At 60.0% G+C, this 26,040-nt stretch carries 20 protein-coding genes and 1 tRNA gene; 13 read left to right on the top strand and 8 right to left on the bottom strand.

The annotated features are described in order from the left end of the window. The first annotated feature begins 336 nt into the window (after positions 1-336). Positions 337-681, top strand: coding sequence for a PadR family transcriptional regulator (locus ESZ00_RS04935; RefSeq protein ID WP_129207038.1), 345 nt, complete (start codon positions 337-339; stop codon positions 679-681). Between the two features lie 49 nt (positions 682-730). Continuing rightward, on the top strand, positions 731-3,502 hold the full coding sequence (locus tag ESZ00_RS04930) for an ABC transporter permease (RefSeq protein WP_129207037.1): 2,772 nt from the start codon (positions 731-733) through the stop codon (positions 3,500-3,502). 201 nt (positions 3,503-3,703) lie between these two features. On the opposite strand, the gene ESZ00_RS04925 is transcribed toward ESZ00_RS04930, so the two are convergent. After that, positions 3,704-4,786 (bottom strand): alginate lyase family protein, encoded by a 1,083-nt coding sequence (locus ESZ00_RS04925; RefSeq protein WP_229740965.1) that lies wholly within the window; start codon positions 4,784-4,786, stop codon positions 3,704-3,706. Between the two features lie 314 nt (positions 4,787-5,100). Between ESZ00_RS04925 and ESZ00_RS04920 the strand changes: the two genes are divergently transcribed. Further along, positions 5,101-5,451: a PadR family transcriptional regulator gene (locus ESZ00_RS04920; RefSeq protein WP_129207035.1), complete on the top strand. Its 351-nt coding sequence runs from the start codon at positions 5,101-5,103 to the stop codon at positions 5,449-5,451. Next, positions 5,448-8,096: an ABC transporter permease gene (locus ESZ00_RS04915; RefSeq protein WP_229740964.1), complete on the top strand. Its 2,649-nt coding sequence runs from the start codon at positions 5,448-5,450 to the stop codon at positions 8,094-8,096. The genes ESZ00_RS04920 and ESZ00_RS04915 overlap by 4 nt, the downstream gene beginning before the upstream one ends. A gap of 127 nt (positions 8,097-8,223) precedes the next feature. Here ESZ00_RS04915 and ESZ00_RS04910 read toward each other — a convergent pair. The 3 genes from ESZ00_RS04910 to ESZ00_RS04900 form a co-directional block, all read right to left on the bottom strand. Next, positions 8,224-8,299 (bottom strand) — tRNA-Ala (locus ESZ00_RS04910). Positions 8,300-8,389: 90 nt separating this feature from the next. Then, positions 8,390-11,020: an ABC transporter permease gene (locus tag ESZ00_RS04905; protein ID WP_129207034.1), complete on the bottom strand. Its 2,631-nt coding sequence runs from the start codon at positions 11,018-11,020 to the stop codon at positions 8,390-8,392. Between the two features lie 11 nt (positions 11,021-11,031). Continuing rightward, complete coding sequence (locus ESZ00_RS04900; protein ID WP_275669379.1) at positions 11,032-11,343, bottom strand: PadR family transcriptional regulator; 312 nt, start codon at positions 11,341-11,343, stop codon at positions 11,032-11,034. Between the two features lie 623 nt (positions 11,344-11,966). Between ESZ00_RS04900 and ESZ00_RS04895 the strand changes: the two genes are divergently transcribed. The 5 genes from ESZ00_RS04895 to ESZ00_RS04875 all read left to right on the top strand — a co-directional run bounded on the left by ESZ00_RS04895 (position 11,967) and on the right by ESZ00_RS04875 (position 16,942). Further along, a complete protein-coding gene (locus tag ESZ00_RS04895; protein WP_129207032.1) occupies positions 11,967-13,526 on the top strand; it encodes a type VI secretion system Vgr family protein in 1,560 nt (519 codons plus the stop codon). Positions 13,527-13,555: 29 nt separating this feature from the next. Then, positions 13,556-14,125, top strand: a complete 570-nt coding sequence (locus ESZ00_RS04890; RefSeq protein ID WP_129207031.1) for a hypothetical protein — start codon at positions 13,556-13,558, stop codon at positions 14,123-14,125. A 19-nt stretch (positions 14,126-14,144) separates the two neighbouring features. After that, positions 14,145-14,966: a hypothetical protein gene (locus ESZ00_RS04885; RefSeq protein WP_129207030.1), complete on the top strand. Its 822-nt coding sequence runs from the start codon at positions 14,145-14,147 to the stop codon at positions 14,964-14,966. Between the two features lie 304 nt (positions 14,967-15,270). Then, positions 15,271-16,200 carry a hypothetical protein gene (locus ESZ00_RS04880; RefSeq protein ID WP_129207029.1) on the top strand — a complete coding sequence of 310 codons (930 nt, stop codon included), beginning with the start codon at positions 15,271-15,273 and terminating at the stop codon, positions 16,198-16,200. Further along, complete coding sequence (locus ESZ00_RS04875; protein WP_129207028.1) at positions 16,178-16,942, top strand: hypothetical protein; 765 nt, start codon at positions 16,178-16,180, stop codon at positions 16,940-16,942. The genes ESZ00_RS04880 and ESZ00_RS04875 overlap by 23 nt, the downstream gene beginning before the upstream one ends. 75 nt (positions 16,943-17,017) lie before the next feature. Here ESZ00_RS04875 and dusB read toward each other — a convergent pair whose 3' ends face one another. The 3 genes from dusB to ESZ00_RS04860 all read right to left on the bottom strand — a co-directional run bounded on the left by dusB (position 17,018) and on the right by ESZ00_RS04860 (position 19,094). After that, a complete protein-coding gene (dusB, locus tag ESZ00_RS04870) occupies positions 17,018-18,232 on the bottom strand; it encodes a tRNA dihydrouridine synthase DusB (protein ID WP_129207027.1) in 1,215 nt (404 codons plus the stop codon). A gap of 75 nt (positions 18,233-18,307) precedes the next feature. Beyond that, on the bottom strand, positions 18,308-18,529 hold the full coding sequence (gene rpmE / locus ESZ00_RS04865) for a 50S ribosomal protein L31 (RefSeq protein ID WP_129207026.1): 222 nt from the start codon (positions 18,527-18,529) through the stop codon (positions 18,308-18,310). Positions 18,530-18,638: 109 nt separating this feature from the next. Continuing rightward, on the bottom strand, positions 18,639-19,094 hold the full coding sequence (locus ESZ00_RS04860) for a hypothetical protein (RefSeq protein WP_129207025.1): 456 nt from the start codon (positions 19,092-19,094) through the stop codon (positions 18,639-18,641). A 111-nt stretch (positions 19,095-19,205) separates the two neighbouring features. On the opposite strand from ESZ00_RS04860, the gene ESZ00_RS04855 reads away from it, so the two are divergent. The 4 genes from ESZ00_RS04855 to ESZ00_RS04840 all read left to right on the top strand — a co-directional run bounded on the left by ESZ00_RS04855 (position 19,206) and on the right by ESZ00_RS04840 (position 25,071). Then, entirely contained in the window at positions 19,206-20,267 is a 1,062-nt protein-coding gene (locus ESZ00_RS04855) for an alpha/beta hydrolase fold domain-containing protein (protein WP_129207024.1), read from the top strand. Between the two features lie 295 nt (positions 20,268-20,562). Continuing rightward, a complete protein-coding gene (locus ESZ00_RS04850; protein ID WP_164981348.1) occupies positions 20,563-22,959 on the top strand; it encodes a subtype B tannase in 2,397 nt (798 codons plus the stop codon). A gap of 185 nt (positions 22,960-23,144) precedes the next feature. Continuing rightward, on the top strand, positions 23,145-23,900 hold the full coding sequence (locus tag ESZ00_RS04845; protein WP_164981347.1) for an ATP-binding protein: 756 nt from the start codon (positions 23,145-23,147) through the stop codon (positions 23,898-23,900). Between the two features lie 280 nt (positions 23,901-24,180). Continuing rightward, positions 24,181-25,071 carry a PEGA domain-containing protein gene (locus tag ESZ00_RS04840; RefSeq protein WP_229740962.1) on the top strand — a complete coding sequence of 297 codons (891 nt, stop codon included), beginning with the start codon at positions 24,181-24,183 and terminating at the stop codon, positions 25,069-25,071. 4 nt (positions 25,072-25,075) lie between these two features. Here ESZ00_RS04840 and ESZ00_RS04835 read toward each other — a convergent pair whose 3' ends face one another. Beyond that, positions 25,076-26,032 carry a DMT family transporter gene (locus ESZ00_RS04835; RefSeq protein WP_129207021.1) on the bottom strand — a complete coding sequence of 319 codons (957 nt, stop codon included), beginning with the start codon at positions 26,030-26,032 and terminating at the stop codon, positions 25,076-25,078. Positions 26,033-26,040 lie beyond the last annotated feature (8 nt).

The following is a 26,040-nucleotide window of genomic DNA, read 5'->3' as shown; positions in this document are numbered from 1 at the left end:
TGCTGCTTCAGCAGCTAAGATGCAGATTTTGTTGATTCTGTTACCGGCGCATGCCCATGAAGCCGGTTGGGAATATAAGCCGCAAGTGGTTGATTGTGGCGGGCCAAACGCTCGAATGCCTCTCGTATCGAGTCGAAAAGAACGAGCGCATAGCCTGGATTAAGCTTGATTGCTCAGTCATCGCGGTGCTGGAAAAAGCTGGGTCGGCTCTGTGCGTACCCCGACGGCCTGCTCATGGATCATGTAATTCCCTCCTTGACCGTCTAGGAGAAGGCGCGTAGGGTGAGTGCAGCAGCTTCTCCTAGACGGGCTAGGGAGAGTGCTGGAGGGCAGGTATTGGGCAAGAAACAACTAGACCTTCTGCAGGGCACGCTTGACATGCTGATCCTCAAAGCAGTTTCCCTGGGTCCATTGCATGGCTATGGGGTGCTGCTCCGTATCCAGCAGATTTCAGGCGAAAAGCTTGAGATTCAGCAGGGATCGCTTTATCCGGCGCTCTATCGGCTGGAGCATCAGGGTGCCATTGCGAGCGAGTGGGGCGAGTCGGAGAACAAGCGCAAGGCGAAGTATTACCGCCTGACGACGGCCGGCAAGGCGCTGTTGCGCGATGAAACCGAGAAGTGGAATCGGATGGCCGGTGTGATCGCGGGCGTGCTGAAGACCGTACCCGGCGACCTGTAACCACTGAGGGTGCGCACATGAGCAAAAAAGACTTGATGGAGAAGCGGCTATGCCGGGTGCGGATCTGAGCGTGAGGGGATGGGCAAGGCGATTGTGCTCTCAGGCCACGTCGTGGTTGTGCGCGGTGGTCGGGCGCGGGCGGCTGGAGCAGGAGATGGACGAGGAGCTGGCGTTTCATCTCGAGTGCCGGATGGAAGACCTTATCGCGCGGGGCATGGTGCCGGAGGCCGCGGCGCGGCAGGCGCGGATCGAGTTCGGAGGCGTGACAATGCACAAGGAAGAGATGCGAGCCTCGCTGGGGCTGCGGCTGTGGGACGATCTGCGCGCCGATATCCGCTATGCATGGCGCATGCTGGCGAAGAGCCCGGTGTTCACGGCAATCGCAATTGCATCGTTGGCGCTGGGGATCGGCGCGAACACGGCGATCTTCACGCTGGCCAAGGAGATGCTCTTAGACCAGCTGCATGTGCCGCACCCGCAGGAACTGCGGCTGCTGTGGTGGACGGCTCCCCATGACAATGTGGTGCACAGCATTTGGGGCAACTTGAACAAGGAGGGCGACCGCACGGCCAGCACCTCGTTCACCTACCCGGTGTATCGCGAGCTCGAGGAGCAGAACCGGAAGCAGGGCGTCTTCGATCAGCTCTTCGCATTCAAGGGCATCGGCGAGGTAACGACGACGGTGGACGGGCAGGCGCAGGTGGTGCAGGCCGAGATGGTATCCGGCAGCTACTACAGCGGACTGGGCGTGAAGCCGGAGCTGGGGCGCGGGATCGCACCGGCCGATGACGCGGTCGAAGGCTCGGGCGCGGTGGTGGTGATCAGCGACGGCTTCTGGCGGCATGCCTTTGCGGCCTCGCCTGCGGTGGTGGGCAAGGTCATCGCGATCAACAGCAAGCCGTTCACGGTGATCGGAGTGAATCCGCCGGAATTCACCGGGGCGAAGAGCGCGCATCAGTCGCCGCAGGTCTTTGTACCGTTCAGCATCCAGCCGGTGCTCATTCCTCACGACAAAGGCTCGCTGCTCGAAGATCCGATTCGCTGGTGGATGCAGGTCATGGCGCGGCCGAAGGCGGGTGTGACGCAGGCGCGGGCAGAGTCCGTGATGTCTGCGGCTCTGGTGGCGAGCGTTGCGGGCGCGCACACCGCGAAGCCGGGCGAGAAGATGCCGCAGGTTCTGTTGCGGGATGGCAGCCGGGGTGAGAACGAAGCCGCGCAGCAGTATAAGCAGCCGGTGATGGTGCTGATGGCGGTCTCGGGCCTGGTGTTGCTGCTGGCCTGCGCGAATCTCGCAAACCTGCTGCTGGCGCGGGCTTCCGCGCGTGAGCGGGAGATGGCGGTGCGTCTGGCGCTCGGCGCTGGCCGTCTGCGTGTCGTTCGGCAGGTGCTTACCGAGAGCCTGATGCTGGCATTCGCAGGGGGCGCGGCAGGCTTTGCGCTGGGCTGGGCGTGCCGGGATGTGATTCCGAAGCTGATGAGCGATCCGTGGGACCCGGCGCAGCTCTCCGGGCGGCTGGACTGGGGCGTGCTGGCCTTCACCGCAGGCTTGTCGCTGGTGACGGGGCTGCTGTTCGGCGTGGCTCCGGCGTGGAAGGCGACGCGGGCGCAGGCCAGCTCGGGCCTGAAAGACAATGCGGCGACGGTGACGCGGCGGCGCACGGGTTACGCGGGCAAGGGGATCGTGGTTTTCCAGGTGGCGCTTTCGACGCTGCTGGTGGTGGGCGCGGGGCTGTTCCTGCGCACCATCGGCAACCTGAACCATGTGGACCCGGGCTTCCGCGTGGATCATCTGCTGCTGTTCGATATCGATCCTCCGGTGGCGCAATATCCGGAGGAGAAAGCGGTTTTGCTGCACGGGGAGATTGCACGGCGGTTGGCGGCGGTGCCGGGCGTGGAGTCGGTGAGCGCATCTTCCATGACCCTGATCGCTGATGGGCGGACGATGTATTCCTGGGAGGCATTGGACCAGCCGGTGACACAACCGAAGGATGCGGGGCTGCTGAATGTCGTGGGTGAGCACTTCTTCTCGACCATGGGCATGCCGATGATTGCGGGGCGGGAGATCGGGCCGCAGGATACGCAGACCTCGGAGAAGGTGACGGTGGTGAACCAGCGGATGGCACGCGAAGTATGGGGCAAGGCCAACGTGCTGGGGCGGCATCTCAAGGTGGACAACAAGGTGTACACGATTGTGGGCGTGGTGAAGGATGCGGCCTACGACAGTCTGCGCAAGGAGCCGGAGGCGCAGTTCTTCTTCTCTTACCGGCAGTTTCCGGATCTGGAAGGCATGACCTACGAGGTGCGCACGCATGGGAACGCGGCGAGTCTCGCGCCGCAACTACAGAAGGCGGTCGCGGGCATCGACCCGAACCTGCCGCTGAATGCCGTGCGCACGCAGCAGCAGCAGATCGATGCGACACTCGGCGATGAGCGCATGTTTGCCATGCTGACGGCGGGCTTCGGGCTGCTGGCGCTGGTGCTGGCCTCGATCGGCATCTATGGCGTGATGGCCTACACCGTCGCGCGGCGCACGCAGGAGATCGGCATCCGCGTGGCGCTGGGCGCGCGCTCGGAGCAGATTCTGTCGATGATCCTGGGCGAGACATGGCGGATGACAGCGCTGGGCGTGCTCGCCGGGCTGGGTGCGGCCTTCGGTCTTACGCGGCTGGTGAAGGAGATGCTGTACGGGGTGAAATCATACGACCCGGTGACGCTGGCAGGCTCTGCGGCTTTGCTGGGTCTCGTCGCGCTCGTGGCCGGATTTACGCCGGCGCGGCGGGCGTCCAGGGTAGATCCGATGACCGCGTTAAGGCATGAATAGCTGCTTCGCGTAGGCCATGGCCATGGCAAGAAAAGGAATGCGGAACAGTGTGTAGAGCGTTCTGGTGCGTCTCCATCTTCGTTGCGATGAGAGCAGAATCAGGACAGATATACCCGGCTGGCACATGCTCTCCGTAGCCTTCTCCTCAAGAAAAGGCCACCTGCATCCACACAGCATGGGCATGGTTGTCCTGTTTCTGCTTTAGACCCACAAGAGCGGCTGGCGGATGGGGTAGTTGCGAATAATCTCGTTATCTGTCGGATCAGGATTCAGTGTCTTCCAGAGCGCAATATACTCTGCGCGCCGGCAAGCCAGGCCGGCGAAAAGTAACCCGGGCGATCGCACGGGCAAGGTGTCGAAATGCTCTACATCTTTGCTGTACGGCCACTTCGACTTGTCTTTGAGATACGGATAGAGGAATGCCGCTGCCCTGCACAGTCCGCGGCCATCCGGCAGGGAAAATGTGGTGAGATCCATCCCTGAGCCTTTCAGCGACTGCGCCAGACCGGCCATGACATCGAAGTTGAAGATCGAGTAGCTGTATGGCTTGGTCCGCGTAAGCTCTTTGGGAAAAGATCCATCTTCGGCCAACTGGCTCGTGAGCAGAGTTCCAGCAAACCATCTCCGGATCTCATCGCGGGTTTCTTCATCGCCGATGAGCCGAGCAAATTCTGAAGCCTGCAGCGCCCAGCAGGTAGCATGGTTATTGAGTGCGTCCCGTTCTTTTTGCCCCGGCGCGCTGGTCTTGAGCCACGCCAGATATTCCCGAAACCACTGCTTCACGCTCTCTATCTCAGCTGGAGAGAATGTCTCCCTCCCCAGGAAGCTGGCCGCGCGTGCCACTTCTACCAGGTGAAGCGTATCGATGATGCCGTAGCTGCGGCCGGTGGAAACTCCTTTTACTGCCTGGGCGAATTGCAGGTTGGGATTCATGCGCGTGGCTGTGGTCACGAACCACGCGCGCAGATAGTTACCCGCTTGCTGAGCATATTGGGAATCGCCGGTGAGAAGCCAGGCTGCGGTCAGTGCCGGCATCCGTACAGAAAGCTGGATCATCACGGCGCGATGGTTGTTGAAGTTCAGCGGATTACTCTGGCCATCGCGATTGATATAAGGGCCGTCCGGATTTTTAGGATCGGGCCAGAAGTAGTCGGCTTGTGAATAGAAGTCATGCAGTCCACCCGGGCTGCCAGGGGGTGCCGGAACAGCAGTAATCGTTTCTATTCGCTGGGGAAGATATTGCCGGGCGGCACGCAGAATTCGGTTCCGGTCGGTCTGCGCCACGAGTTGATACGCCGATGAGTGCTCGGCGCCCCATGTATTTCGAGCGGCTCCTGTTATTGCCAGCGCTCCGATCCCAGCACAAAATTCTCTTCGGGAAACTGTCATCGTTACCTCAACGTCGTCCGGTTGGCTCCACGGAAAAGTGTCTCGTGGAATGGGAGCCAATCTTCAACAAAAACGCCATGGGTGCTGAGAAAGATGTTCTTAGACCTGCGATCTTCTGGCAGAGTCCATCAACACATCTCCCGGCCGGAATTCAAAATCCATACCTTGACCTTCTACAGGTTTTGGACGTATAGGTAGAAGCTAATAGTATGAAAAATGAAGACCGGTTCGATCTCCCTCAGGGCACGCTCGATCTCCTCATCATGAGGGTGGTAGCGCTCGGCCCTATCCATGGCTACGCCATTGCCCAGAGACTTCAGCAGATGTCTCGCGAGGCCCTGCAGGTCCAGCAGGGATCGCTTTATCCGGCACTCCATCGTCTTGAATACAAGAAGCTGCTCAGCTCCAACTGGCAGCCTTCCGAAACCGGACGTGAAGCCAAGTTCTACGAGCTCACGGCCAGAGGTCGAGCTCACCTGAAGGCTGAGACTGAGAACTGGAAGCGCCTCACCGGCGTGGTCGGTCTCATTCTCAAGGAAACATTGGAGGGAGCCTCATGAGTTGGCTGGGGAGATTATTCGCACGTAAGCGCCTGGAAATCGATCTCGACAAAGAGTTGCGATTCCACTTCGAATCACAGGTTGCCGACAAGGTGCGATCCGGGGTTTCCGAGAGTGAGGCCCGCCGGCTTACCCGGCTCGAGTTCGGCGGCATGGAGCAGATCAAAGAAGATTGCCGCGAGGTGGGTGGTATCGGACTGATCGAGAATACGTGGCAGGAGCTGCGTTATGCCGTGCGCACGCTGAGGAAGTCGCCTGTCTTCACCGCCGTGGCCGCTCTGACATTGGCACTAGGCATCGGCGCCACGTCTGCGATTTTTAGTTTGATCCAGGGCGTGCTGCTGACACCGCCGCCCTACAGCAAGCCGAACCAGCTGCTCCTGGTCTCATCCGAACGCACCGACGGACAGAAGATGGACAGCCCGCGAGGCTGGCCGGCGCAGCAGTGGATGGGGTGGAAAAAGGACGCGACATCCTTGCAGGGCGTCGCTGCCTATGACTGGACCTTCAATTTCCTGATTCGCAATGACGGCAGCCAATCCATGCAGGGAATGTGGGTGAGCAAGGATTACTTCCGTCTCATGGGTCTGAAAACCGTGGCAGGCCGAGGCTTTGCCGATACGGACTTCTCTCTGGGGCCGACGAAGGCCATCGTGCTGGGATATGAATTCTGGCAGCGCGTATTTGGAGGAGACAGGCAGATCATCGGCAAGACGGTGCGCATCAGCCGCTGGGATACTCCGCCGACTGTGATTGGCGTGATGGCGCCGGGAGTCCGCTTTCTGCCATCGCCGGATGACGCAAAAGAGCCGAACTACGATGTCAACGCGACGGTGGACTTCTGGGCACCGGGGGAGCCCGATCCGAAGGAGTGGAAAGAGCCTGACTGGAACATCGTTGCGCGGCTGCGGGACGGAGCGACTCCACAGCAGGCCCAGCAGGAGCTGGCTGTGCTGACCGCGCAGCAGGCCTTGTCGGAAAAGTCTTTCGAGGGCTTTGCGCCCCGGATTGAGCGGCTGACCGATGAGATGAACCAGGATGGCAAGCGTATCCTCTTCCCGCTCCTCGGTGCGTCTGCCCTGGTGCTCTTGATTGCCTGCGGAAATGTGGGAGCGCTGTTGCTGGTGCGAGGCCTGCAGCGGCAGCAGGAATACGCCGTGCGCATCGCCATGGGGCTGGGACGCGTCGCGCTGCTGCGGCAGACTCTCATGGAGAGCCTGGTGCTGGCGCTCCTCGGCGGCGGTCTGGGCGTGGGACTCGCTTTTGGCGCGGTCAAGCTGTTCACGGTGATCGCCGGCCACGCCATCCCCAGGCTGGATGCCGTAACGGCCGGATGGGGAGTGCTGGGATGGGGACTTGCAGCGGCGATTCCTGCAGCCACCTTCGCGGGGCTTATTCCCGCGCTGCGCGTGCTTCGTGTCGATCCGGTTGAGGTGCTCAAGAGCGCCGGCCCGAAAGGCACCGCGGGCGCTGGAGAGAGGCGCATGCTGCGTGGCGTTGCCATGCTGCAGACCTCCCTGACCCTCGCGTTGCTGGTCGGCGCGGGCCTGCTCATTCGCACCATGATGAAGATTGCAGAGGTGCCTTCCGGTTACAGCACGGGACGAATTCTGACGATGAGCGTCACGGACGTGCAGAGTCATGCGACCTGGGGCAGCTTCCATCGCCAGGCGCTCGACCGTGTGGCCGCGATTCCCGGTGTGCAGTATGCGGCGTTTGCCTGGGGCGTGCCTCTCACCGGCAATAACTGGCCCGCACCTATCGACATCGAAGGTCAGCCTCTGGCGGTCAAGGAGAGCGACAAAATCACCTTGCCGATGCGGGCGGTCACTCCCGATTACTTCAAGCTGATGGGGATCGGGCTCCTCGACGGCCGTGCATTCCGGCCGAGCGACGATGACAAGGCGCCGAACGTCGGCATCGTGAACCAGGCGTTTGCGGATCGCTTCTTCCCGCATGGAAATGTGATCGGGAGAAAGTTCTGGTTCCAGGGGCGAGGGAAGGCTGGCGTCGAAATTGTCGGCGAAATTGCGAACGGACGTACCGACGATCTGACGCAGAAGGCATCGCCGGAGATTTATATGCCCCTCTGGCAGGCGCAGGCGTTCTCGAAGCACCTGGTCGTGCGTACGACAGCAGACCCGCGTGCGCTGATCGTCGCTGTGCAGCGTGCTCTGCACGCCGTCGATCCCACGGCTGCCGTGGAAAACGTCAAGACGCTCGAGCAGATTCGTGATGAATCCCTGGCATCGCGGACCTTCGCCATGCGCCTGCTGATCGGATTTTCCGTGGCTGGAAGTCTGTTGACGCTGGTAGGAATCTACGGTGTGCTGTCGCTGTCGGTCGCTTCGCGTCGCCGGGAGCTGGCCATTCGCAGTGCAGTCGGCGCTCCGCCATCGCATCTTCGCAGGCTGATCTTCGGCGAAGGCTTCCGGGTGATCGCAGGCGGTGTGCTCATGGGAGCAGTGCTCGCCATACTTGTGTCCCAGGTGCTCAGGACATTCTTGTATGGAGTGCAGGCAAACGATCCTGAAACCCTTCTCATCGTGGGGCTTTTGTTCGTGATGATCGGGCTTCTGGCCTGCTGGCTGCCTGCACGGCGTGCGGAAAGAATCGATCCACTCGAGGCGCTGCGCCACGAGTAGCTGGCGTGGGAAGTTCGCAGCTGCTCCTTGTGCAAGGGGCAGCTGCGCGCGGTGTTGCACGCGATCATGCCTAAGTCTTATGCATAGGATCTGTATGAGGTGAGGGGATTGCCGCAGGTGGTGTGATTGGTGGAGCTAAACGGGATCGAACCGTTGACCTCCTCGTTGCGAACGAGGCGCTCTCCCAGCTGAGCTATAGCCCCACAGCGGCGGGATACTTGAGTAGTTTAGCAAGATTGCTGCATTTCGCAAAGCGTTGGCCGTCCGTAGACTTCTACGCACTGCAGCGGTCCTCACTCCGCGCGCAGGGCTTCTACCGGGTTGACCGCGGCAGCCCGGCGCGCAGGCAGAAAGCTGGCCAGCGCGGCAGCGGCAGCCAGCAGCAGGGCGACGGTAAGGAGCACGGCCGGGTCCCAGGCATGAACGGCAAAGAGCAATTGGCCGCGGTTCGAGGCTGTGCCGGAGCTTGCGAGCAGCGTGGCTGCGCCCACGGCTCCAAGCATGCCGAGCCCGATGCCGAGCGAGGTGAGCCAGCCAGCCTCGGCCAGTACCAGGCGATAGACTGCGCTGCGCTGCGCGCCCAGCGCCAGCCGTACCCCGATCTCGCGTCTCCTTTGGCCGACCGAATACGCAATCACTCCATAGAGGCCGATGGCTCCCAGCAGCAGCGCCAGGACGGCAAAGCCCGCAGCCAGCCAGGCGGCCGAGCGGTGCAGATAGGCCACGGGCGAGCCGTCGATCAGTTGCCGCATGCTCTGGGGATCGAGCGTGCCCAGCCGCGGATCGATGTGATGTAGCTCAGCGACCATCGCCGGCAGCATCGATTCCGGCGACTGCCCGGTACGCAGCACCGCGTAGGCGTAGTCTTCCGCATCCTGGTCCAGCGGATAGTACACAACTGGAGCGGCCGGATCGCTCAGCCCGCCTTCGCGGACATCGTCGATGACGCCGACGATGCGGCGGAAGGATTTGGGTGCGAGATCGCTGTTGCCGATGGTCTGCCCGACCGGGTCTTCGCCCGGGGCAAAGTATCTCTCGGCCAGCGTGCGATTGATGATAGCCACCGGCGGCGCATCCGCCTTGTCGGCCTCGGTGAAGAAGCGGCCGCGCAGAATGCGGGCGCGCAGGGTGGAGAAGTAAGCCACGCTGACATCGCGCTGCGGCGCTTCGTTGTGCGTGCCGTTCCACGGCTTGCCGAGAATCCGGAACCAGGTGGTATCGCAGTTGCATTGTGTGGGCAGGTCGGAGGTCAGGGCGGCGGATTGCACGCCTGGCAGGCTGTTCAGCCCTTCGAGGATGCGGTGGTAAAGCGCGATCTGCGCCGCGCCGGTGCTGTAGAGGCTATCGGGAATGGCAATGGAGACGGTCGCCAGGTGCGTGGCGTCGTAGCCGAGCGGCACATGCAGCAGGCGGTAGAAGCTCTTGCCCAGCAGTCCGGCGCCTGCCAGCAGGGTCATGGCGATGGCCAGCTCGACCACGACGAACGGCGCGCCGAAGCGCCGCCACATCCGTCCTGCCGAGGTACGGCCGCCCTCGGCTAATTCATCGCGCAGATGGCCGAAGGGCAGCCGGATCATCGGCGTGAGGGTGAAGACCGCAGCCGAGAGCAGGGAGACGGCGGCGGCGAAGACCGCGACCCGCCAGTTGGTCCCGAGTCCTGCGAGATAGGGCATGGACCCGAGCATGCTCTGCGGGATGAGCCGGATCATGATGGCCATCAGCGCAAAGGATGCTGCGGAGCCGAGAACCCCGCCGGCAAACGCCAGCACCAACGCCTCGGTAGTGACCTGGCGGAGAAGCCGCGCAGGGGAAGCGCCCAGTGCGCTGCGTACCGCCATCTCGCGGCGGCGGCTTTCGGCGCGCACCAGCAGCAGTCCGGAGACATTGGCGGTGGCAATCAGCAGCAGCAGCACGGCTCCGCCCAGCAGGGTGAGCAGGATGGGGCGAATGTCGCCGCTGATGGCTTCATTGAGCGAGATGACAGCTGCGCCTTGGCCGCGGTTCGAGGCGGGATACTGCTTCTCAAGCCCGGCGGCGATGGATGTCATGGCGGCCAGCGCCGACTCTGTGCTCACGCCCGGCTGCAGCCGCGCCACGCCGTAGAGATTGTGGCAGCCGCGCCGCTGCTCGCAAACGCTGAGAGCCTGGATGGGGACGACGAAATCCATGGTCCCGCGCGGTGCGAACGAAAAGCTGCGCGGCAGCACGCCGATGATGGTGTAGACCGTGTCGTCGAGTGTGACCGTCGTGCCCAGCGCGGAGCCCTTGCTGTTGTAAATCCGTTGCCACGCCGGATAGGTAAGCAGTGCGGTGTGCGGCTTGCCGGGTGCGCCGTCCGCCGCGGTGAATCCCCTGCCCAGCAGCGGCGTAATGCCCAGCGTATGGAGCAGGCCGGTGGTGGCGCGCAGGGCCGGCGCGGGTGCGATGCCGTCCGCCGTCTTGCGGAGAAAGACCCGCGAGGTCCAGACATCGAAATCCGAGACAATTGCGGGTGAGGCTTTCTTCCAATCCTGAAAATCGGCGTAGGAGAGGTTGCAATGCGGGCAGGTTGTTGTGGCCTCGTAGACGGCCACCAGGCGCGCGGGCTCGGTGTAGGGCAGGGGCTTGATGAGGGCGGCGTCAACAAAGGCGAAGAGTGCGACGCTGGCGCAGATACCGAGCCCCAACACACCGATGGCCGTGGCTGCGAAGCCGCGATTGTGGCTGAGCTGGCGCATGGCGTAACGCAGATCCTGGCCTAGCCGGTCCAGCCATACCCAGCCCCACGCCTCACGGGACTGCTCGCGCAGCCGCAACGTGTTGCCAAAGCTCCGCTGCCCGGCGCGGCCGGCCATCTCGCGGTGAAACTCCATCTCGCTCTGCAGCTCCTCGTCCATGCGGCGGCGGTGGAGCAGGTAGTGGATGCGACGCAGCAACTCGCCCATGATGAATCTCCTTACGCGGTGCGCAGGACCGCCTGGATGGCCTCGTTCAGGCGCTGGTACTCGTCGAGCGCGGCCTCGAGCTGTGCACGGCCGGCAGGGGTGAGTTGGTAGAAGCGGACCTTGCGGCTGGTCTCGGAGATACCCCACTCCGAGCTCACCCAGCCCTTGAGCAGCATCTTCTGCAGCGTGGGATAGAGCAGGCCTTCCTCGACCGCGAGCACCTCGCTCGAGAGCAGGTGAATGCGCTGGGCGATGGCATAGCCATGCAGGGTACCGGACTGCAGCACGCGAAGAATGAGCATGGGCAGGGCTCCGGCGGGCATTGTCTTCTTAGGCGTAAACATTACAGGCATAAATTTCTTATGCCTTAGGGGAAATGTCAACCCTGAAAAAAGAATTGTCTTTCCGGAGGAAAATTCCGGCGTGGATGAGTCCCAGGCGGCCCCGAACTGCGGTGGACGCCATGGTCTCAGCGCGGTGATATCTTCTTTCTTTGTCCGCGCAGGCAAAGTTTCTTATCGCATTCGCATCGGATCGACGGAGCCTCTAAGTTGGTATGTACTGAAAGAGCAAAGCGATACGGTGGTGAGGATAAGTTGCTCATGGTTCATGGAACTGCTTGATTGATTTCTCTGCAAATAGGCATCATGAGAAGAATGTGCCATTTGTAACGGTCAAGAACTGTTTTGATCCGGTACATGTTTGCGATAAGAACAAAAGCAAAAATGTAAAGATTGAAGTTCTGGAAAGATGAGCATCGGCAGAATGCTCTCTGCACGCTTTCCTGTATGGATGGGATCAAATTCTGGACATCTCGAGTGAGGCGGCTCGAACCACGTTCTCTCGAACCACGTTCTTTTGATCGGCATCGAACAGGCGCTCGACCGGAACAACGAGCACGATCTGCTGCTGGGTAACGAAAGGCCTCATACCCCCGGAGGAATTTATGGCTTTGCCCGTCATTCAAATTGGCGACAACCTTATCGGCGATGCGACGCTTGCGTCTGTGGAAGTGATTCAGGAGCTGAATCAGCACTGGTGGTGCACCATCGTTTGTAAGCAGACAGAAGACAAACGTATTCCAGTCGAAGATCTTCTCGGTAAAGCGGTGACCATTACCACGACCGACCAGGACGGTGTGCAGCACACCACCTTCTCGGGGTTTGTTCTCAAGGTAGATCTGGATTACGAAATCTGGGGTAGTTATACCGCGCAGATTGCTGCTGTGACGACAACCTATCTAATGGATGTAGCCAGGAATAAGCAGTACTACGCGGCGCAGACATTGACGTCGGTGGGTAATACCGTGGCCGGCCGTGCGGGGCTTTCCTTCACCATGGATGGCGGCAGCTCCAAGGCGCTGAATTATGTGCAATACGGAGAGACGGATTTCTCCTTTCTGAATCGAATTGTGGACGATTACGACTGCTGGTTGCGGCCGAGGGACGGCGGCATCGAGGTCTTCAGTGCTTTTCAGAGTGGTGCGACCCTGCAATGGCGTGGAGAGGACGGTCTGCTGGACTTTCGCCTGAGCGGAGTGCTTTCCCCGACATCGGTAAGTGGATCGCACTATGACCACCATGCGATGCAATCGACCACGTTGCAGCAGGTGAGCTCACCGCCGTCGTTCTATGACGGGGCGCAGCATCTGACCAGCTCGGTGCAGTCGGCTTCAAGCAAGCTTCCGGCCGCCTTTGAGCCGCAGCGTGCGCGCGCCATGACGCTCGATGACTTCCAGACCCAGCTGCAGTCAGAAAGTGTGCGTTCGATTGGCGGTGCTGTGACCGGCAGTGGTCACTCGCGCAATCAGCAGTTAAAGGCCGGCGATACCGTCCAGATTGAAGGTTCTCTCGATGCCAAGGGAACATACGGGGTGATCCGTGTGGTTCATAGCTGGACGCCGAGGGGTTATAGCAATGCCTTCGTCTGCACTCCCTGGAAGAATTACCGCAATCCGCAACCGCCTCCCGCGCGGACATGGAGCGGCATCGTTTCGGCGAGAGTCGTGGACCATAACGATCCGAAGAAGATGGGTCGCGTCAAGGTGCAGTTCTTCTGGCAGGAGGATGATTCCACGCATTGGGCTCGGACGGTTTCTCCGCATGCCGGTCCCGATCGAGGCTTCATGTTTATGCCGGAAGTCGGGGACGAGGTTGCAGTCGCATTTGAGGATGGCGATCCGGAGCGCCCTGTGATTCTTGGTGCCCTCTGGAACGGTGTCCAGACTCAGCCGCGCGCCGAGTTACGAGGCGGAGATATCGCGGATAACGATGTGAAGCGCATCATGACGAAGAGCGGCAATCGTATTCAGATGTCGGATAAGGCCGGGGTTGAAACCCTGATCCTTGCTACTCCCAACAACAACATTCTCCGCATGACCGAGAAATCCGACAGTACCGGTCGAACCAATATAACGATCGAATCGAAGACCGGCGACATCATCCTGCATGCTCCCGAAGGTCGAGTCCACATTGAATCGAAGTTTTACTCGAAGGATATCGGTTAGCAGCGAGCTGTGCTGATTGGAGAAGGGCTATGCGTTGGGTTATCGGAGTCGTTGTTCTCGGGGTTATCTGCTGGCTGGGCTGGGCGCCCCTGCGTGCACTGTTGTTCGGTGGCCGCATTTCCTATGCCAACAGTCCAAAAGGACAGTGGGTCGGCGAGATCGAAATTACAGGTGGATATAACGCAAACATGCCAGGTTATACATGGCCCCATAAGAAGGCCGCGATCGCCTTCACTCTGTCTGTGGAAGATCGATTTGTGGATCGTTATGGTGGCAGCGGTGAATTGTTTCTGCAGGGGGAGGCGAACGCGCATCCGATTCGAATTGGTTCGTTCGATGTGAGTCCGGTGGTTCAGGATATGCAGAACGGAAAACCTGTTTATAACGGCCAACGGGTCAAGATGGTGCTTCACATCCTGAATCCGTCGAACTCGGCGGATGATCCCTATGAAATCAAAGGACAGTACACGCCTGACGGGATCATCTTCGATCCGGACGATTCCGGAGACCTCAAGCTCCAGGGAAAGATCCAGCGGGGCAACAATCAAACCTACAACCAGATTCGGCAGCATCTTATGACTGCAGCGCCGAATCCGTAGTCGTCCGGAAGGAGGATGTATGGGAGAAGAAACGAAATCAGGCGCGGAAGGCTCATCCGGCGGCGAGAAAGAGCCAGTACTTTCGCCGGACGCGCCCAGCCTTCCTGGTGCTGTCTGGTCTGCCACGAAGCAGACGGCTGGAGCAATTGCCGAACCCACCTCGAAAGACGGTGTGTTTACCGGGGCATGGAAGGTTGTTACCGGACAGAATTCCTACGAGATAGACAAGGCTGAAGCCATGCTCAAATCTCTTCAGCCGGCTTCAATTGCACAGGCTGAAGCACTCACAGGGATTTCTCCGGGAGCACATCAGCACATCATTCGCGGTGATTCCGTATATCACTTCTTGAAGAACCGGTTGCGGTATGTCGACGGGAACGAAGGCCTGTTTGTAAAAGGTACTCAGACAGAGCAGATTACGAAGGACGCGAAGCTGGAATATCTTGCCGACCGTAAGATCGGTGTCAAAGCCGATGACGAACTCTCGGTCTTTGGCCAGCAGGACACATATATCCTGGGCAAGAGCACGGAGCAGTATGTAGGGCAACATGAAGTGACTGCGCCCGAGGAGTTCGAGTGGAAGCAGCTGGAGCGCGGGTTCTCGGCCCTCAAGCTCGATCTCTCTACATTCGGGCTCGATATCCACGCGGCGAACGGGGACATTCATGTCGTGGACGCAGAGGCGACTGTGTTTGAGGCCAAGGGCGGCACGTTCAAGGAGATCATCGAAGCTCAGCGCATGAATGTGATTGCACTGATCGTGGCCGGAGCACTGGAGCTCGATGTGATTCTGCGCGGCGATCTCGCTCCCGATTACGGTGTCGGCACGCCGTTCCGCTAGGGTGTATTCACATATAGCCGTACTGAAATAGCAGGGGTGAGTGCAAAGTTGTCATTCCGACCGAAGCGTAGCGGAGTGGAGGAACCTGCAGTTCTTTGCTCATAACATGCGAAAACAGCAGGTTTCTCCACTCCGCAGGACCAAAACTGTACTGCTCCGGTTTCTTTGATTGCAAAGCCCACATCGAAGCAGAGGGGTGAGGCCCGCAATCAACGCGGGCCTCAGATCTTTCATTGCATGCTTCAGCCATAGATGAAACACGCTGGAGACATGCCAGCGAGCAATATCGCAGGAGAAACACCGCATGGAATCACGGGATATTTCTGTCCCATCGCCAAGAATGGCGCGCGAACGGCTCTCGGACCCGAAGGAGTATCGTCCATGGATCAGGGCAGATTCTTCGCTGCTTGCGGATACGGCGCTGTTCTGGCTGCCTGTTTCCAGCTTTCCGGTGCGGGAACAGGAGAAGGCCTGGATCACGGAGTTTCTCAATCGGCTCTCTCTGAACCTTCAGAATGATTTTGGTCTCCGCGGAGAGATCTTTTTTCAATACAAAGCGATCGCTCCAGGTCTTACTGAGACCTTCCGCTCCTATGGCTTGAAATGTATGAAGCTCATGGGGCTGGGGCGGTTTGCCGAGGAGGAGTTGCCGTCCTTTCCGTCCCCGGAAGAGATAAAAAAGATGGTGGAAGAAGGCAAGACCATCGACTTCCGCGACTGGCTCGGCAACTACATGATCTGGTTTGTCAGCAAGCAGCCGGAGGAGCAGCGCAGGCTCTTTCTGGGGCATGGTGCGATGACTACAATCTTCCTGCCTCCCGATCCGAAGGTGAAGGTGCCTAAGTTGCCCTTCACGCCGGAGCTCCGGTCTTCGCTGGCCACCTTCCGGAAAATCGATGTCGACAATATTTTCACGGGCGCATTTGCCATGCAGGAAGCGTTCCTGGATAAGAGCAAGGAGATGTTCGGTAAGGGGCTCGAGACCCGGCCGGAGTATCCGGGCATCGCATTTATCCTGCCGCTCCTGCAAAGCTCGCACTTCTTCCTGGCGTCTCCTGAGCTTCGTGAGCAGTGGTTCAAGCTCTTCGGCATGTATGTGAATGAGAGCCCTCACGATAGAGGCGTCCTGCTTGCGTTTCAAAAAGAAGAGTATGAAATTGCGCTCTACAACGCCCTGGAATCCATGCGCAAAGATGAGTTGAGGTACGGTGATGAACAGCCCTTCGGTTCCTAGTGCGCGACTGGAACTGCGCGCTATCCCTGCGCCTGCGCCATGGGAAGCCGTACTCATGCCGGTCACGGAATTCCCGGTGCCGAGGTTTGAACGGGAGACGTTCGCTACATTCCTGCAGGCGTTACGCCAGGTACTGATCCGGGAGCGAACGCTGCATCAGAGTGTTTTTGTGCAGTCCTGGAAGCTTGCTCCTGCTAACGGTGCGGATATCTTGCAGGACCATCTCACGGAGTGGAATCCGGCACTCGGCGTTGGCATATGGCCAGGCCGGGAGGCGCCTTCCGGATGGACGGAAGAAGGCATGGTCAATGCCGCTGCCGCAGTGTTTCGCGGAGAGGAACCGGCGCTGCCTTCGTATCGCCTGCTGAGGCTCGACGCAAGCGAACCATGCTCTCTGGCCGCATCCGCGAAGCTCGCTGGCATGTCGCTGCTAGTGGAAGCATTTACTCGCGAGACGATCGATACGTTCTTCGAGAGCACGAGGCACACCTTTGCTGAGCGTATCCGTGATCGTAGGTGGAAGAAAGCGGACTTCTATCTTCCGCTTCTCGACTGCAGAGAGCTGGATCATCAGGATGCCGGAGCAAACCTGCAATCTGCGCTTGACGGTATCGATGTCTATATCCGCGAGAGTGCCGAGGATAAAGGGATTCTGATCGTCGCCCGAGGAGGTCTCTCTGCGTTGATGGATCGTACCAGCCAGATTCTGCATGCCGGCTCTCAACAGGGTTTATCGCTGTAGCGCCATGAGAAAAACATCCACAAGCCGTAGCCGTCTCACCACGGAAAACCGGTAGCAGGCAGTTCTCTCGCGGGATTACGAGGCCAGCGCGCCTGCGGTGAAAGCTTCGTCCGGCAGCTCGAGTTCCGCAGTGTCGGCAATGGGATCGGCGGCGCGGGCTTCGCGCTCGGTAAAGAACTTCTCGATGATGCCGAGGACAGCCTCGCCTTTGCGCTGCTCGTAGATGGCCTTGCGCAGCGCGCCGCCGCCGGAGACGCCGTGCGTAAACCAGGTGGCGAACTGCTTCATCTTGCCGACCACCTCACGTCCGCTGCCGCCCACGCCGTTCTCGTCCGGAGCTTCCGCGGCAATCAGCATCTCGAAGTAGGTGCGGATCATGCGGTAGCGGTCGAGTTCGGTCGGCCGGTCGTAGCGGCCGGTGGCCGTGTACTGCGCGATCTGGCGGAAGATCCAGGGATTGGACGGCGCGGCGCGGCCGATCATGACGGCATCGCAGCCGGTTTCGGCGACCATGGCGGCGGCATCCTCGGGCGTGCGGATGTCACCATTGCCGATGACCGGAATCCTGACCGCGTCCTTCACAGCGGCGATCCACTCCCAGCGCGCCTGGCCGGAGTAGCCATCCTCGCGGGTGCGGGCGTGCAGCGCGACCGAGGCTAGACCTTCCGCCTCGGCCAGCTTCGCCAGCTCCACGCAGATGATGTTGGAGTCGTTCCAGCCCATGCGGAACTTGACCGTGAACGGGATGGTGACTGCCTTGCGTACCTCGGCGAAGATCTTGCCGATCAGCGGCAGATCGCGCAGCAGGCCGCTGCCGCCGTTGCAGGCGACTACGCGCTTGGCCGGGCAGCCCAGGTTCAGGTCGACCATGTCGAAGCCGGTGTCCTGCACGATGCGCGCGGCATCGGCGAGTGTGGCCGGGTTCGAGCCGAAGAGCTGGGCGGAGATAGGGTGCTCGTCGTCGTAGAAGGTCAGATACCGCTTGCGCTTCGACTCGCGCATGCGCGAGAGGCCGTCGGCCGAGGTGAACTCGGTCATCAGCAGGCCGCAGCCCGACTGCTGGTTTGAGATCTCGGCGTCGACGTCACTGGTGGCGACATTGCCCGAGGTCTCGGCCGTGAACAGGCTGGCATTGCGGATGAAGCGGCGGAAGACGGTATCGGTGACACCCGCCATCGGGGCCAGCACCGTCGCCGGGGCAACCGTGACGCCGCCGATCGACAGCGATGCGGGCACGCGCGCCGTAGCCGGCATCGCGTGCTCGATAGGGCTGTCCCAGTCCTTCTTCATAACCTGCTTTTTCATACGCTTACGAACGAAAGCCCCCGCCGCAGCGGAGGCTTTCCGAATGCGTGTGTTGCGGGCTTACTTGGCCGCGGTTTCCGGCTTCGCATACTTGCGGCGGAAGCGCTCGATACGGCCGGCGGTGTCCACGAGCTTCTGCTTGCCCGTAAAGAACGGGTGGCAGGCCGAGCAGATTTCGACGTGGATGTCGCCCTTATGGGTCGAGCGGGTCGCGAAGCTCTCGCCACAGGCGCAGACAACGCGAATTTCGTTATTGGTGGGATGAATTCCGGCTTTAGGCATGGCTCTCGATAGACCTTTCCTGCAATTCTCCTATTTTAAGGGCGATTGCTTTGTCGTTGCAAGGATTGGATTCGAGAAAAGGCGTAAGGATTCAGACGCTGGCATGGGCCTACCCCTTCGCAAGCTTCTTCCGGAGCAGTGGTTCGAGCAGGTTGCATGCAAAAGTGAGAACGCCAAGTAATGGGATAAATAAGATCTCGAAGACCATTCCATAGCCCTCGGTAATGAGACATCGCATACCAAAAATGCCATAAGAGCCGTACATGATGATCGGGAGTGCGAGTGCTCCCAGCCCGACGATTCCAGCACTCACGATTGCAGGGAGCCAATTCCAGCGAAAAAGTCTCTTCTTTGGCAGTGGGTGTTGTCCATTGCCAAGCAGCGCAAACGCGATCAGATCGAGAGTTGCACAAAGAAGACTGAGCGCAGCGCATGGGGCAATGAATGCGTATCGACCTTTCTCTAGGCAGAAGGTGTTATCGCTCTGCCAGTAAAGCATGGTCCCAAATACCGCCAGGAAATAGAAGAAGAATCGTGCTGTGCGCATGGCTGCGTTGCCGATCATAGAGGAGCCCCGCCAAGACTTTCATTCGTTTCACAAGATCCGCTTCTACCTGAACTTTACCCGTTTGCGGTACCCTTGGCATCCGAAAGCCAGAAGGACATTCTCGCCACCATGAAAACACCGCTGCTCGCGCTCTGCCTCCTGCCTTCGCTCGCCCTCGCCCAGACGACATCCCAGACGACAGAGCAGACCGCACCGAAAACCGACGCGAGCTACATTGCTCCCGACGGCACGGCGCACGTCTCGCGCATTGTGCCGGTGCCCAAGACGATCAGCCCGGAGGCGCAGGCGATGCTGGCCAAGCCCGCCTCCGACGCGGCGAAGCCGCAGACGCTGGCCGAGCGGCGTGCCGGCACCAATGCTTGGCAGGCGCGCGCCGGAGCGGCCTCGAAGGCGGTTTATCCGGTCGATATTCAAAAGGACACCATCGCTGGAGTGCCGGTGCTGCGCGTGACGCCTCCCACCATCGGCGCAGGCAAGGACGACCGCGTACTGATGTGCGTGCACGGTGGCGGCTTCAATGTCGATTCGGGCTCGCTGACCGAGAGCATTCCCATCGCCGCGCTCTCGCAGACGCGTGTCGTCTCGGTGCTCTATCGGCTTGCACCCGAGCACCCGTTTCCCGCGGCCATCGACGACACCATCGCGGTCTACAAGGAACTGCTCAAGACGCACAAGCCCGGCAAGATCGCCCTTTACGGCACCTCGGCCGGGGCGATTCTGACCGCGGAAGTGGCTGTCGAGATGAAGAAGCTCGGATTGCCGCTGCCTGGCGCGCTCGGCGTCTTTTCCGGGCTGGGAGACTTCAGCCAGCCGACCGATTCGCAGGCGATGTATGCGCTGAACGGACTCTCCGGGCATCTCGAGCCGCCCGATCCCGGCGCCTTCAATAAGGAGTACTTCACCTCGACCGACCCAAAAGATCCGGTGCTTTCTCCTCTCTATGCGGACGTACATGGTTTTCCGCCGACACTGTTTATTACCAGCGGCCGGGATGCGGAGCTGAGCGGGACGACCATCCTGCAGCGGCACTTTTACGAGGCCGGCGTGGACGCACCGCTGGTAGTCTTCGAAGCGCTGCCCCACGCCTTCTGGAACGACGTGAGCCTGCCCGAATCACGCGAGGCGTACAGGATCATGGCGGCTTTCTTAGACTCGCGGCTTGGCCGGTAGAGCTGCATGGCATCGCATTTGGATCGTTGCCATGCACCTCCCGGCGGGTGGTCATCTCGACCGGAGCGCAGGGAAGCGGAGAGATCTGCCGTTGGAATTTCTTCACTGCACATGGTCGTTGCCAGGGGACTCTACTGCCGATCATCTCTGAACACTGCGCCTGATCCTCGACCCCGAGGCATGCAAAATAAATGCGCTCGCATCCATTTTTTTTGTAATGGCTGATGGAAAACCTCGTCTGATGTTTTGTTCTGAGGCTCTTGCGGGCCACAGAACGGACCAGGTGATGTCAGCCATGAAAATCCATTTTGCTTTCCCCACGTTTGCAGCTGGACTTGTCTCGATCGCGATGTTGCTTAGCTCCGGCTGCGGTGCCGGCAATTCGAGTACCTCAGCCACATCGACCACGACCACACTCACTGCATCGAGCACCTCAACGACGACCGGAACGAGTATCACGCTGACGGCGACGGTCTCGCCCAGCGCAGCCACCGGGACAGTCACCTTCTACAGCGGCAGTACCTCACTGGGCAGCGCGTCATTGAGCTCGGGTACGGCCACGCTGACGACTTCCTTCTCCAGTTCGGGTACGTATTCGATTACAGCGAAGTACGGCGGATCGAGCAGCTATGATGCGAGCACATCGAGCACGGTCTCGATTACGGTAAGCGACTCGACGGCTTCGACGACGACCACGCTCAGCTCCTCGGCAACGACGACTACGGTAGGCACGAGCATTACGCTGACAGCCACGGTTTCGCCCAGTGAGGCCACCGGCACTGTTACCTTTTACAGCGGCAGCACTTCGCTGGGCAGCGCGACACTGAGCTCGGGCACGGCCACGCTGACGACTTCCTTTTCCACTGCCGGAAGTTATTCGCTGACCGCGACCTATGGCGGCAGTTCGAGCTATGCCTCAAGTACTTCGAGTACCGTCACGGAAACAGTGGATTCTTCGAGCTCCTCATCGTCGGGGACCAGCTCGACGACCTCGCTCTCCGCCTCGCCTTCCACGGCGTATCCGGGGTCTCTGGTGGTGCTGACGGCGACGGTCTCGCCGAGCGCAGCGACAGGAACAGTGACCTTCTATTCCGGTTCAACGGAGCTCGGAACCGGGACGATCAGCAGCGGCACGGCGACCTTTACAACGCACTTCAGCAGCACGGGCAGCTACACGCTGACAGCATCCTATGGTGGAGACTCGACCTACGCGTCGAGCAGTTCGAGTTCGGTGACGGAGACGGTCGAATCAGGCAGTTATTCGCTCGATCTTTCCAGCTATACGCCGACAACCGGCTCAGGCACATATAACAGCCACACGGTGGATTACAAGCTTTACTCCAATGTCGTGTATGCGGCCGATCCTGTGAGCACGACCTATGAAACGATGAACATCTTCGTCCCGACTTCAGTGGACGGCACATCGGTCTCCGACATGCCGATCCTCCTGGAGATCGGTGTCGGTGGCTATCTCTCGGCTGCGGCGGGCAGCACGCCGGGCACCAATGGTCAGTACGCCATGGGCAAAGGCTATGTGGTGGTAGAGGTAGGCTGCCGTGGCCGCGATAACGGAAGCAGCGGCAATTATTACGGCGTGGCCCCGGCAGCCATCGTGGATCTGAAGGCGGCGGTGCGTTATCTCCGTTACAACTACACAGAAGGCACTTTCACCGGCGATGTGTCGCACATCATCGACTCAGGCGGCAGCGCTGGCGGTGCTCTGGCATCGCTGTTGGGAGCTTCAGGGAACAGCACGTTGTATGACTCTTATCTGGCGGCGCTGGGCGCGGCCGACGCCGATGACAACATCTTCGCTGTGGGCGCCTGGTCGCCGATCACCAACCTGGATCATGCCGACGGCGCCTATGAAGAGGAATACAGCAGCCTCGAATACAGCGGCAGCACGGTGAATTCGACGGTGTCGAGCGCGTTGATCTCCGAGTTCGAAACCTACCAGAATGACCTGGAACTCACCGACAAGCGAGGCAGCCTGGGCACGCTCACCTCAAGCAACATCACCGAATACATTCTTGAGGAATATATGGAGCCGTCACTCGAGAAATATGTCGAGAGCAACGGTACTTCCTCTGCGCCGAGCTATGCCACTTGCGCTGCGAGCAGCTCCAGTACTTACGGCTACACCTGTACGTTCACCTTCGCAAATTACGTAGCAAATTCCATCGGGACAAGAGGAAAGAGCGCGCCGGCCTTTGACGCGTTCTTCGATATCACCTCTTCGTCGTCTTACTACGACACAGTGGTGAACACCAGTTGTCCGGCGGAAGCGTTGGAGTTCGGCAATCCCTCGGGTACGGCCAGCACCTATTCGGGAACCAATTGCAGCACCGGCAGCCCGCGGCATTTCACTGACTACACCAGCGAAGCGATGGATGATACGGATATTTCCAGCAGCATGCAGACGCTGGTCGACATGATGAACCCGATGTACTTCATCACGAATGCCATCTCGAGTGGCGATACCAGCGGTGTGGCAAAGTACTGGTACATTCGCGACGGAACCATCGCCACGGATACCTCGGCCTACATCATTGTGGACCTGGCTACCGCGCTCGAGAATCTCAGGGGCACGAGCTATGTGAATTCCTGGGAAGACTGGGGCGAAGGACACAATGTGGAGACCGATCCCAGCGGCTTCAGTAGCTGGGTGACCAGCAGTGTGGCCTCGAACTGAGGCAGGCTGCGCCGGGTTGGAGAGCAAAAGGACCGGAGACCGCAAGGTATCCGGTCCTTTTGTCTTAGTGTCGCCCATGCCTCCAGTTGCAGAAACCGGCGCCGGCATCCGTTTCCCTCGTTTTCCGATCTTTGTTTTCCACGCTTCGCAGTCCGTGCACTGGCCTGCGATACTGAATGCAGGTCATGACGGAACCCTGTCCCAAGTGCGATGGCATGGGCATGGTGGTTGTTCTGGATAAGAACGGCCGCCGTGTTGCCGAGCCCTGCGACTGCCGCTTCGAGCGTCGTCGTCTTTCTCTTCTGGAGCGTGCCGGCATCCCGAAACGCTATGAACATTGCGCGCTCGAAACCTACGCGCTGTTTCCCCAGGCAGATGCCTCGCTGCGGGCCGCCTACATGATGGCGCAGCGCTTCGTCGACAGCTACCCGCTGGCAACCGAGGGCAAGGGCCTGCTGCTTACCGGCTCGATCGGCGTAGGCAAGACGCATCTCTCCGTGGGTATTCTGCAATCGCTCATCACCGAGAAGGGCGTGCGCGGGCTCTTCTGCGATTATCGCGAGCTGCTCAAGGAGATTCAGCACTCCTACAATCCACAGGTGCTTACTACCGAGCTCGAAATCCTGCGGCCGGTCTTCGAGGCCGAGGTGCTGGTGCTCGATGAGCTGGGTGCCTCAAAGCCGACAGAGTGGGTGTGGGATACGGTCGCGCACATTCTGAATACGCGCTACAACGACAAGCGCACCACTATCATCACGACCAACTACCCCGACGCCGCGCCCGGCGGCGCAGCTACCGGCGCGCAACGTGCCATGCGCGAAGAAACGCTCGGCGACCGCATCGGTGAGCGTATGCGCTCGCGCCTGGCCGAGATGTGCGTGACGATCGAGATGCGCGGCGACGACTTCCGCCAAAAGGCCGGACGCGCCCGCTTCGCATAGCTGCTCCGCGCAGGGCGGGACTGGCCGTCCAGGCCTTGCGCCTGCGGCACCCGCTCCCGCTGGTCGCGAATCAGTTCTGTTTTCTATCTAAAGAAGAACCAGAGCATTCCTCCCTGAGGCGGCTATCGTCAATGATTGTGCTTGCGGAATCCATAGTCTCTGCATAATCGGATTCCGTTAATTGCGAAGTCATTACCTTATTCGTTAATTTTCTTTTCCTGTAAGCGCTGCTATCGTGACTGCACCCCCACACATCCAGATAGCAGGCCGGTGATTCGTGGTGCGAAAGTTCGTCTCTGTCTTTTCGTGTATTTCTCTTCTCTCTGCCAGCACGTACCTGATAGCCCAAGATAAGAGCACTTCTTCTGTTAAACCTGTTCAGGAGAGCTCATCTCCGAATGCGCAACCGCAGCAGCCTCCCAAGCCAAATACTCTGCTGGATGGCACTCCGATCAAATTGAAGTTGGGCCGTACGTTGTCTTCTGCTGATGCGAAGGTGGGAGATGAGGTCGATTTCGAGGTCGTTGAGGAGATACGCGTCGATGGTCAAGTAGTCATTCCTAAGGGCGGTCTCGCGCTGGCGACTGTCACAGAAGCAGAGCACAAGAAGAGCATGGGGCGCGCAGGAAAGCTGAATGTCAATATCGATAGCGCACGTCTCGTAGATGGGGAAAAGGCTACGCTCCGTGCAACGGAAGGTGGCAAGGGCGGAGGGCATGTCGGAGCGATGACAGGTGCCATTGTGGCTACAAGTATTGTGTTCTTCCCTGCAGCACCACTTTTCCTCTTTATTCACGGCAAGGACATCACGATTCCGAAGGGTACTGAGATTACCGCCTATGTTGATGGAGACATGGTGCTGGATATGGCGAAGTTGAATCCGTCGGCGGTTCCGGTGGCTGTTGCTCAGGCAGTGACATCGCAGCTTGCGGTCGATGCGAATGTGCCCAACTGCGATATCGAGGTTGATGGTGCGTTTGTAGGTAATACACCCTCTCAGATATCCATCGCATATGGAAAGCACGAGATTGCGGTCAAGAAGACTGGGTACGAATCATGGAGTAAAACCATGATGATTGCGGGACCTAATATCCATTTGCAGGCGCAACTGAATGCAGTGGGTTCGCTCGCTGCTCAGGGAGCAACTGAGGACTCGAAGAAACAGCAGTAGAAGCCTATTCCAGCAGCATCTCCGCCTCTGCACGTCCGGTCGTCGTGAGCACGATAGCGGCGGTGAGGATCAGCGCGCCTCCGGCCCATGTCCATGGCCCGAGCTTGTCGCCCATCAACTCCACGCCCAGAATGGAGCCGAGCGCGGGCTCGATGTTGAGGAAGACACCGGCGCGTGAGGCGGGCACATGGCGAATGCCCCAGTTCCAGAGGAACGTGGTGAGCGCGGTGCAGAAAAGGCCGCTGGCGATGAGCGCGAACCACACACGGCTGCTGACCGCATGCACCGGTGGCCATCCGGCAAAGGGGATGACCATCAGCGCCAGCATGAGCACTCCGGCAAGAATGCCCCACGCGGTGATGGTGATCGCGGAGTGGCTCTGCATCAGGTGACGGTTGATCAGCAGCCAGCCCAGCGCGATGACCAGCGAGAGCACAACCAGCAGATCGCCCGCGAGCGAGGGCCCATGCCCAACTCCATGTCCAGCCCCATGCGTGCCCGCCGCGCCGTGCACGCTGCTGAGGGTGATGAGCACGACGCCGGTGGTGGAGCCGGCGAGGGCGAACCATCCCTTGATATCAAGACGTTCATGGGTGAAGATCACGGCACCGACGGCGAGGATCACCGGCATGGTTCCCACCATGAGCGCGGCGTGGCTGACGGTGGTGAGCGCAAGCCCCCAGAACTGCAGCAGAAACTGCACCGGAATTCCAAGAAAGCTGGCCAGCAGAAGCAGCTGCCACTCGCGGCGGTTAAGGTTCGGACGGCGCATGAGCGGCGCGAGCCCGAGCAGCGCGAAGAGGAAGCGGTAGAGCACCATGTGCCCCACGCCCATCGCCGTGAGCGCGATCTTGCCGAAGTAAAAGCCCGTACCCCAGAGCGTTCCCGCCAGCGCGCAGGCTCCGTAGCCGAGTGCGGTGCTGGCGGTGCGGGATGACGATGTGGGAGAGGCAACTGGCAAAGCGTGTT

Origin of the sequence: Silvibacterium dinghuense, from assembly GCF_004123295.1 — a bacterium.
Lineage (GTDB): Bacteria > Acidobacteriota > Terriglobia > Terriglobales > Acidobacteriaceae > Silvibacterium > Silvibacterium dinghuense.
Note: the sequence above shows the minus strand (reverse complement) of the source record. Positions and strands in the feature narration are given on the sequence as shown.

Bases quoted from the DNA above. Each gene is read 5' to 3' on its own strand.
- ESZ00_RS04930 (WP_129207037.1), top strand. From the start codon at position 731: ATGCCGGGTGCGGATCTGAGCGTGAGGGGATGGGCAAGGCGATTGTGC.
- ESZ00_RS04920 (WP_129207035.1), top strand. From the start codon at position 5,101: ATGAAAAATGAAGACCGGTTCGATCTCCCTCAGGGCACGCTCGATCTC.
- ESZ00_RS04915 (WP_229740964.1), top strand. From the start codon at position 5,448: ATGAGTTGGCTGGGGAGATTATTCGCACGTAAGCGCCTGGAAATCGAT.
- ESZ00_RS04905 (WP_129207034.1), bottom strand. From the start codon at position 11,020: ATGGGCGAGTTGCTGCGTCGCATCCACTACCTGCTCCACCGCCGCCGC.
- ESZ00_RS04900 (WP_275669379.1), bottom strand. From the start codon at position 11,343: ATGCCCGCCGGAGCCCTGCCCATGCTCATTCTTCGCGTGCTGCAGTCC.
- ESZ00_RS04895 (WP_129207032.1), top strand. From the start codon at position 11,967: ATGGCTTTGCCCGTCATTCAAATTGGCGACAACCTTATCGGCGATGCG.
- ESZ00_RS04890 (WP_129207031.1), top strand. From the start codon at position 13,556: ATGCGTTGGGTTATCGGAGTCGTTGTTCTCGGGGTTATCTGCTGGCTG.
- ESZ00_RS04885 (WP_129207030.1), top strand. From the start codon at position 14,145: ATGGGAGAAGAAACGAAATCAGGCGCGGAAGGCTCATCCGGCGGCGAG.
- ESZ00_RS04880 (WP_129207029.1), top strand. From the start codon at position 15,271: ATGGAATCACGGGATATTTCTGTCCCATCGCCAAGAATGGCGCGCGAA.
- ESZ00_RS04875 (WP_129207028.1), top strand. From the start codon at position 16,178: ATGAACAGCCCTTCGGTTCCTAGTGCGCGACTGGAACTGCGCGCTATC.
- dusB (WP_129207027.1), bottom strand. From the start codon at position 18,232: ATGAAGAAGGACTGGGACAGCCCTATCGAGCACGCGATGCCGGCTACG.
- rpmE (WP_129207026.1), bottom strand. From the start codon at position 18,529: ATGCCTAAAGCCGGAATTCATCCCACCAATAACGAAATTCGCGTTGTC.
- ESZ00_RS04860 (WP_129207025.1), bottom strand. From the start codon at position 19,094: ATGATCGGCAACGCAGCCATGCGCACAGCACGATTCTTCTTCTATTTC.
- ESZ00_RS04855 (WP_129207024.1), top strand. From the start codon at position 19,206: ATGAAAACACCGCTGCTCGCGCTCTGCCTCCTGCCTTCGCTCGCCCTC.
- ESZ00_RS04850 (WP_164981348.1), top strand. From the start codon at position 20,563: ATGAAAATCCATTTTGCTTTCCCCACGTTTGCAGCTGGACTTGTCTCG.
- ESZ00_RS04845 (WP_164981347.1), top strand. From the start codon at position 23,145: ATGACGGAACCCTGTCCCAAGTGCGATGGCATGGGCATGGTGGTTGTT.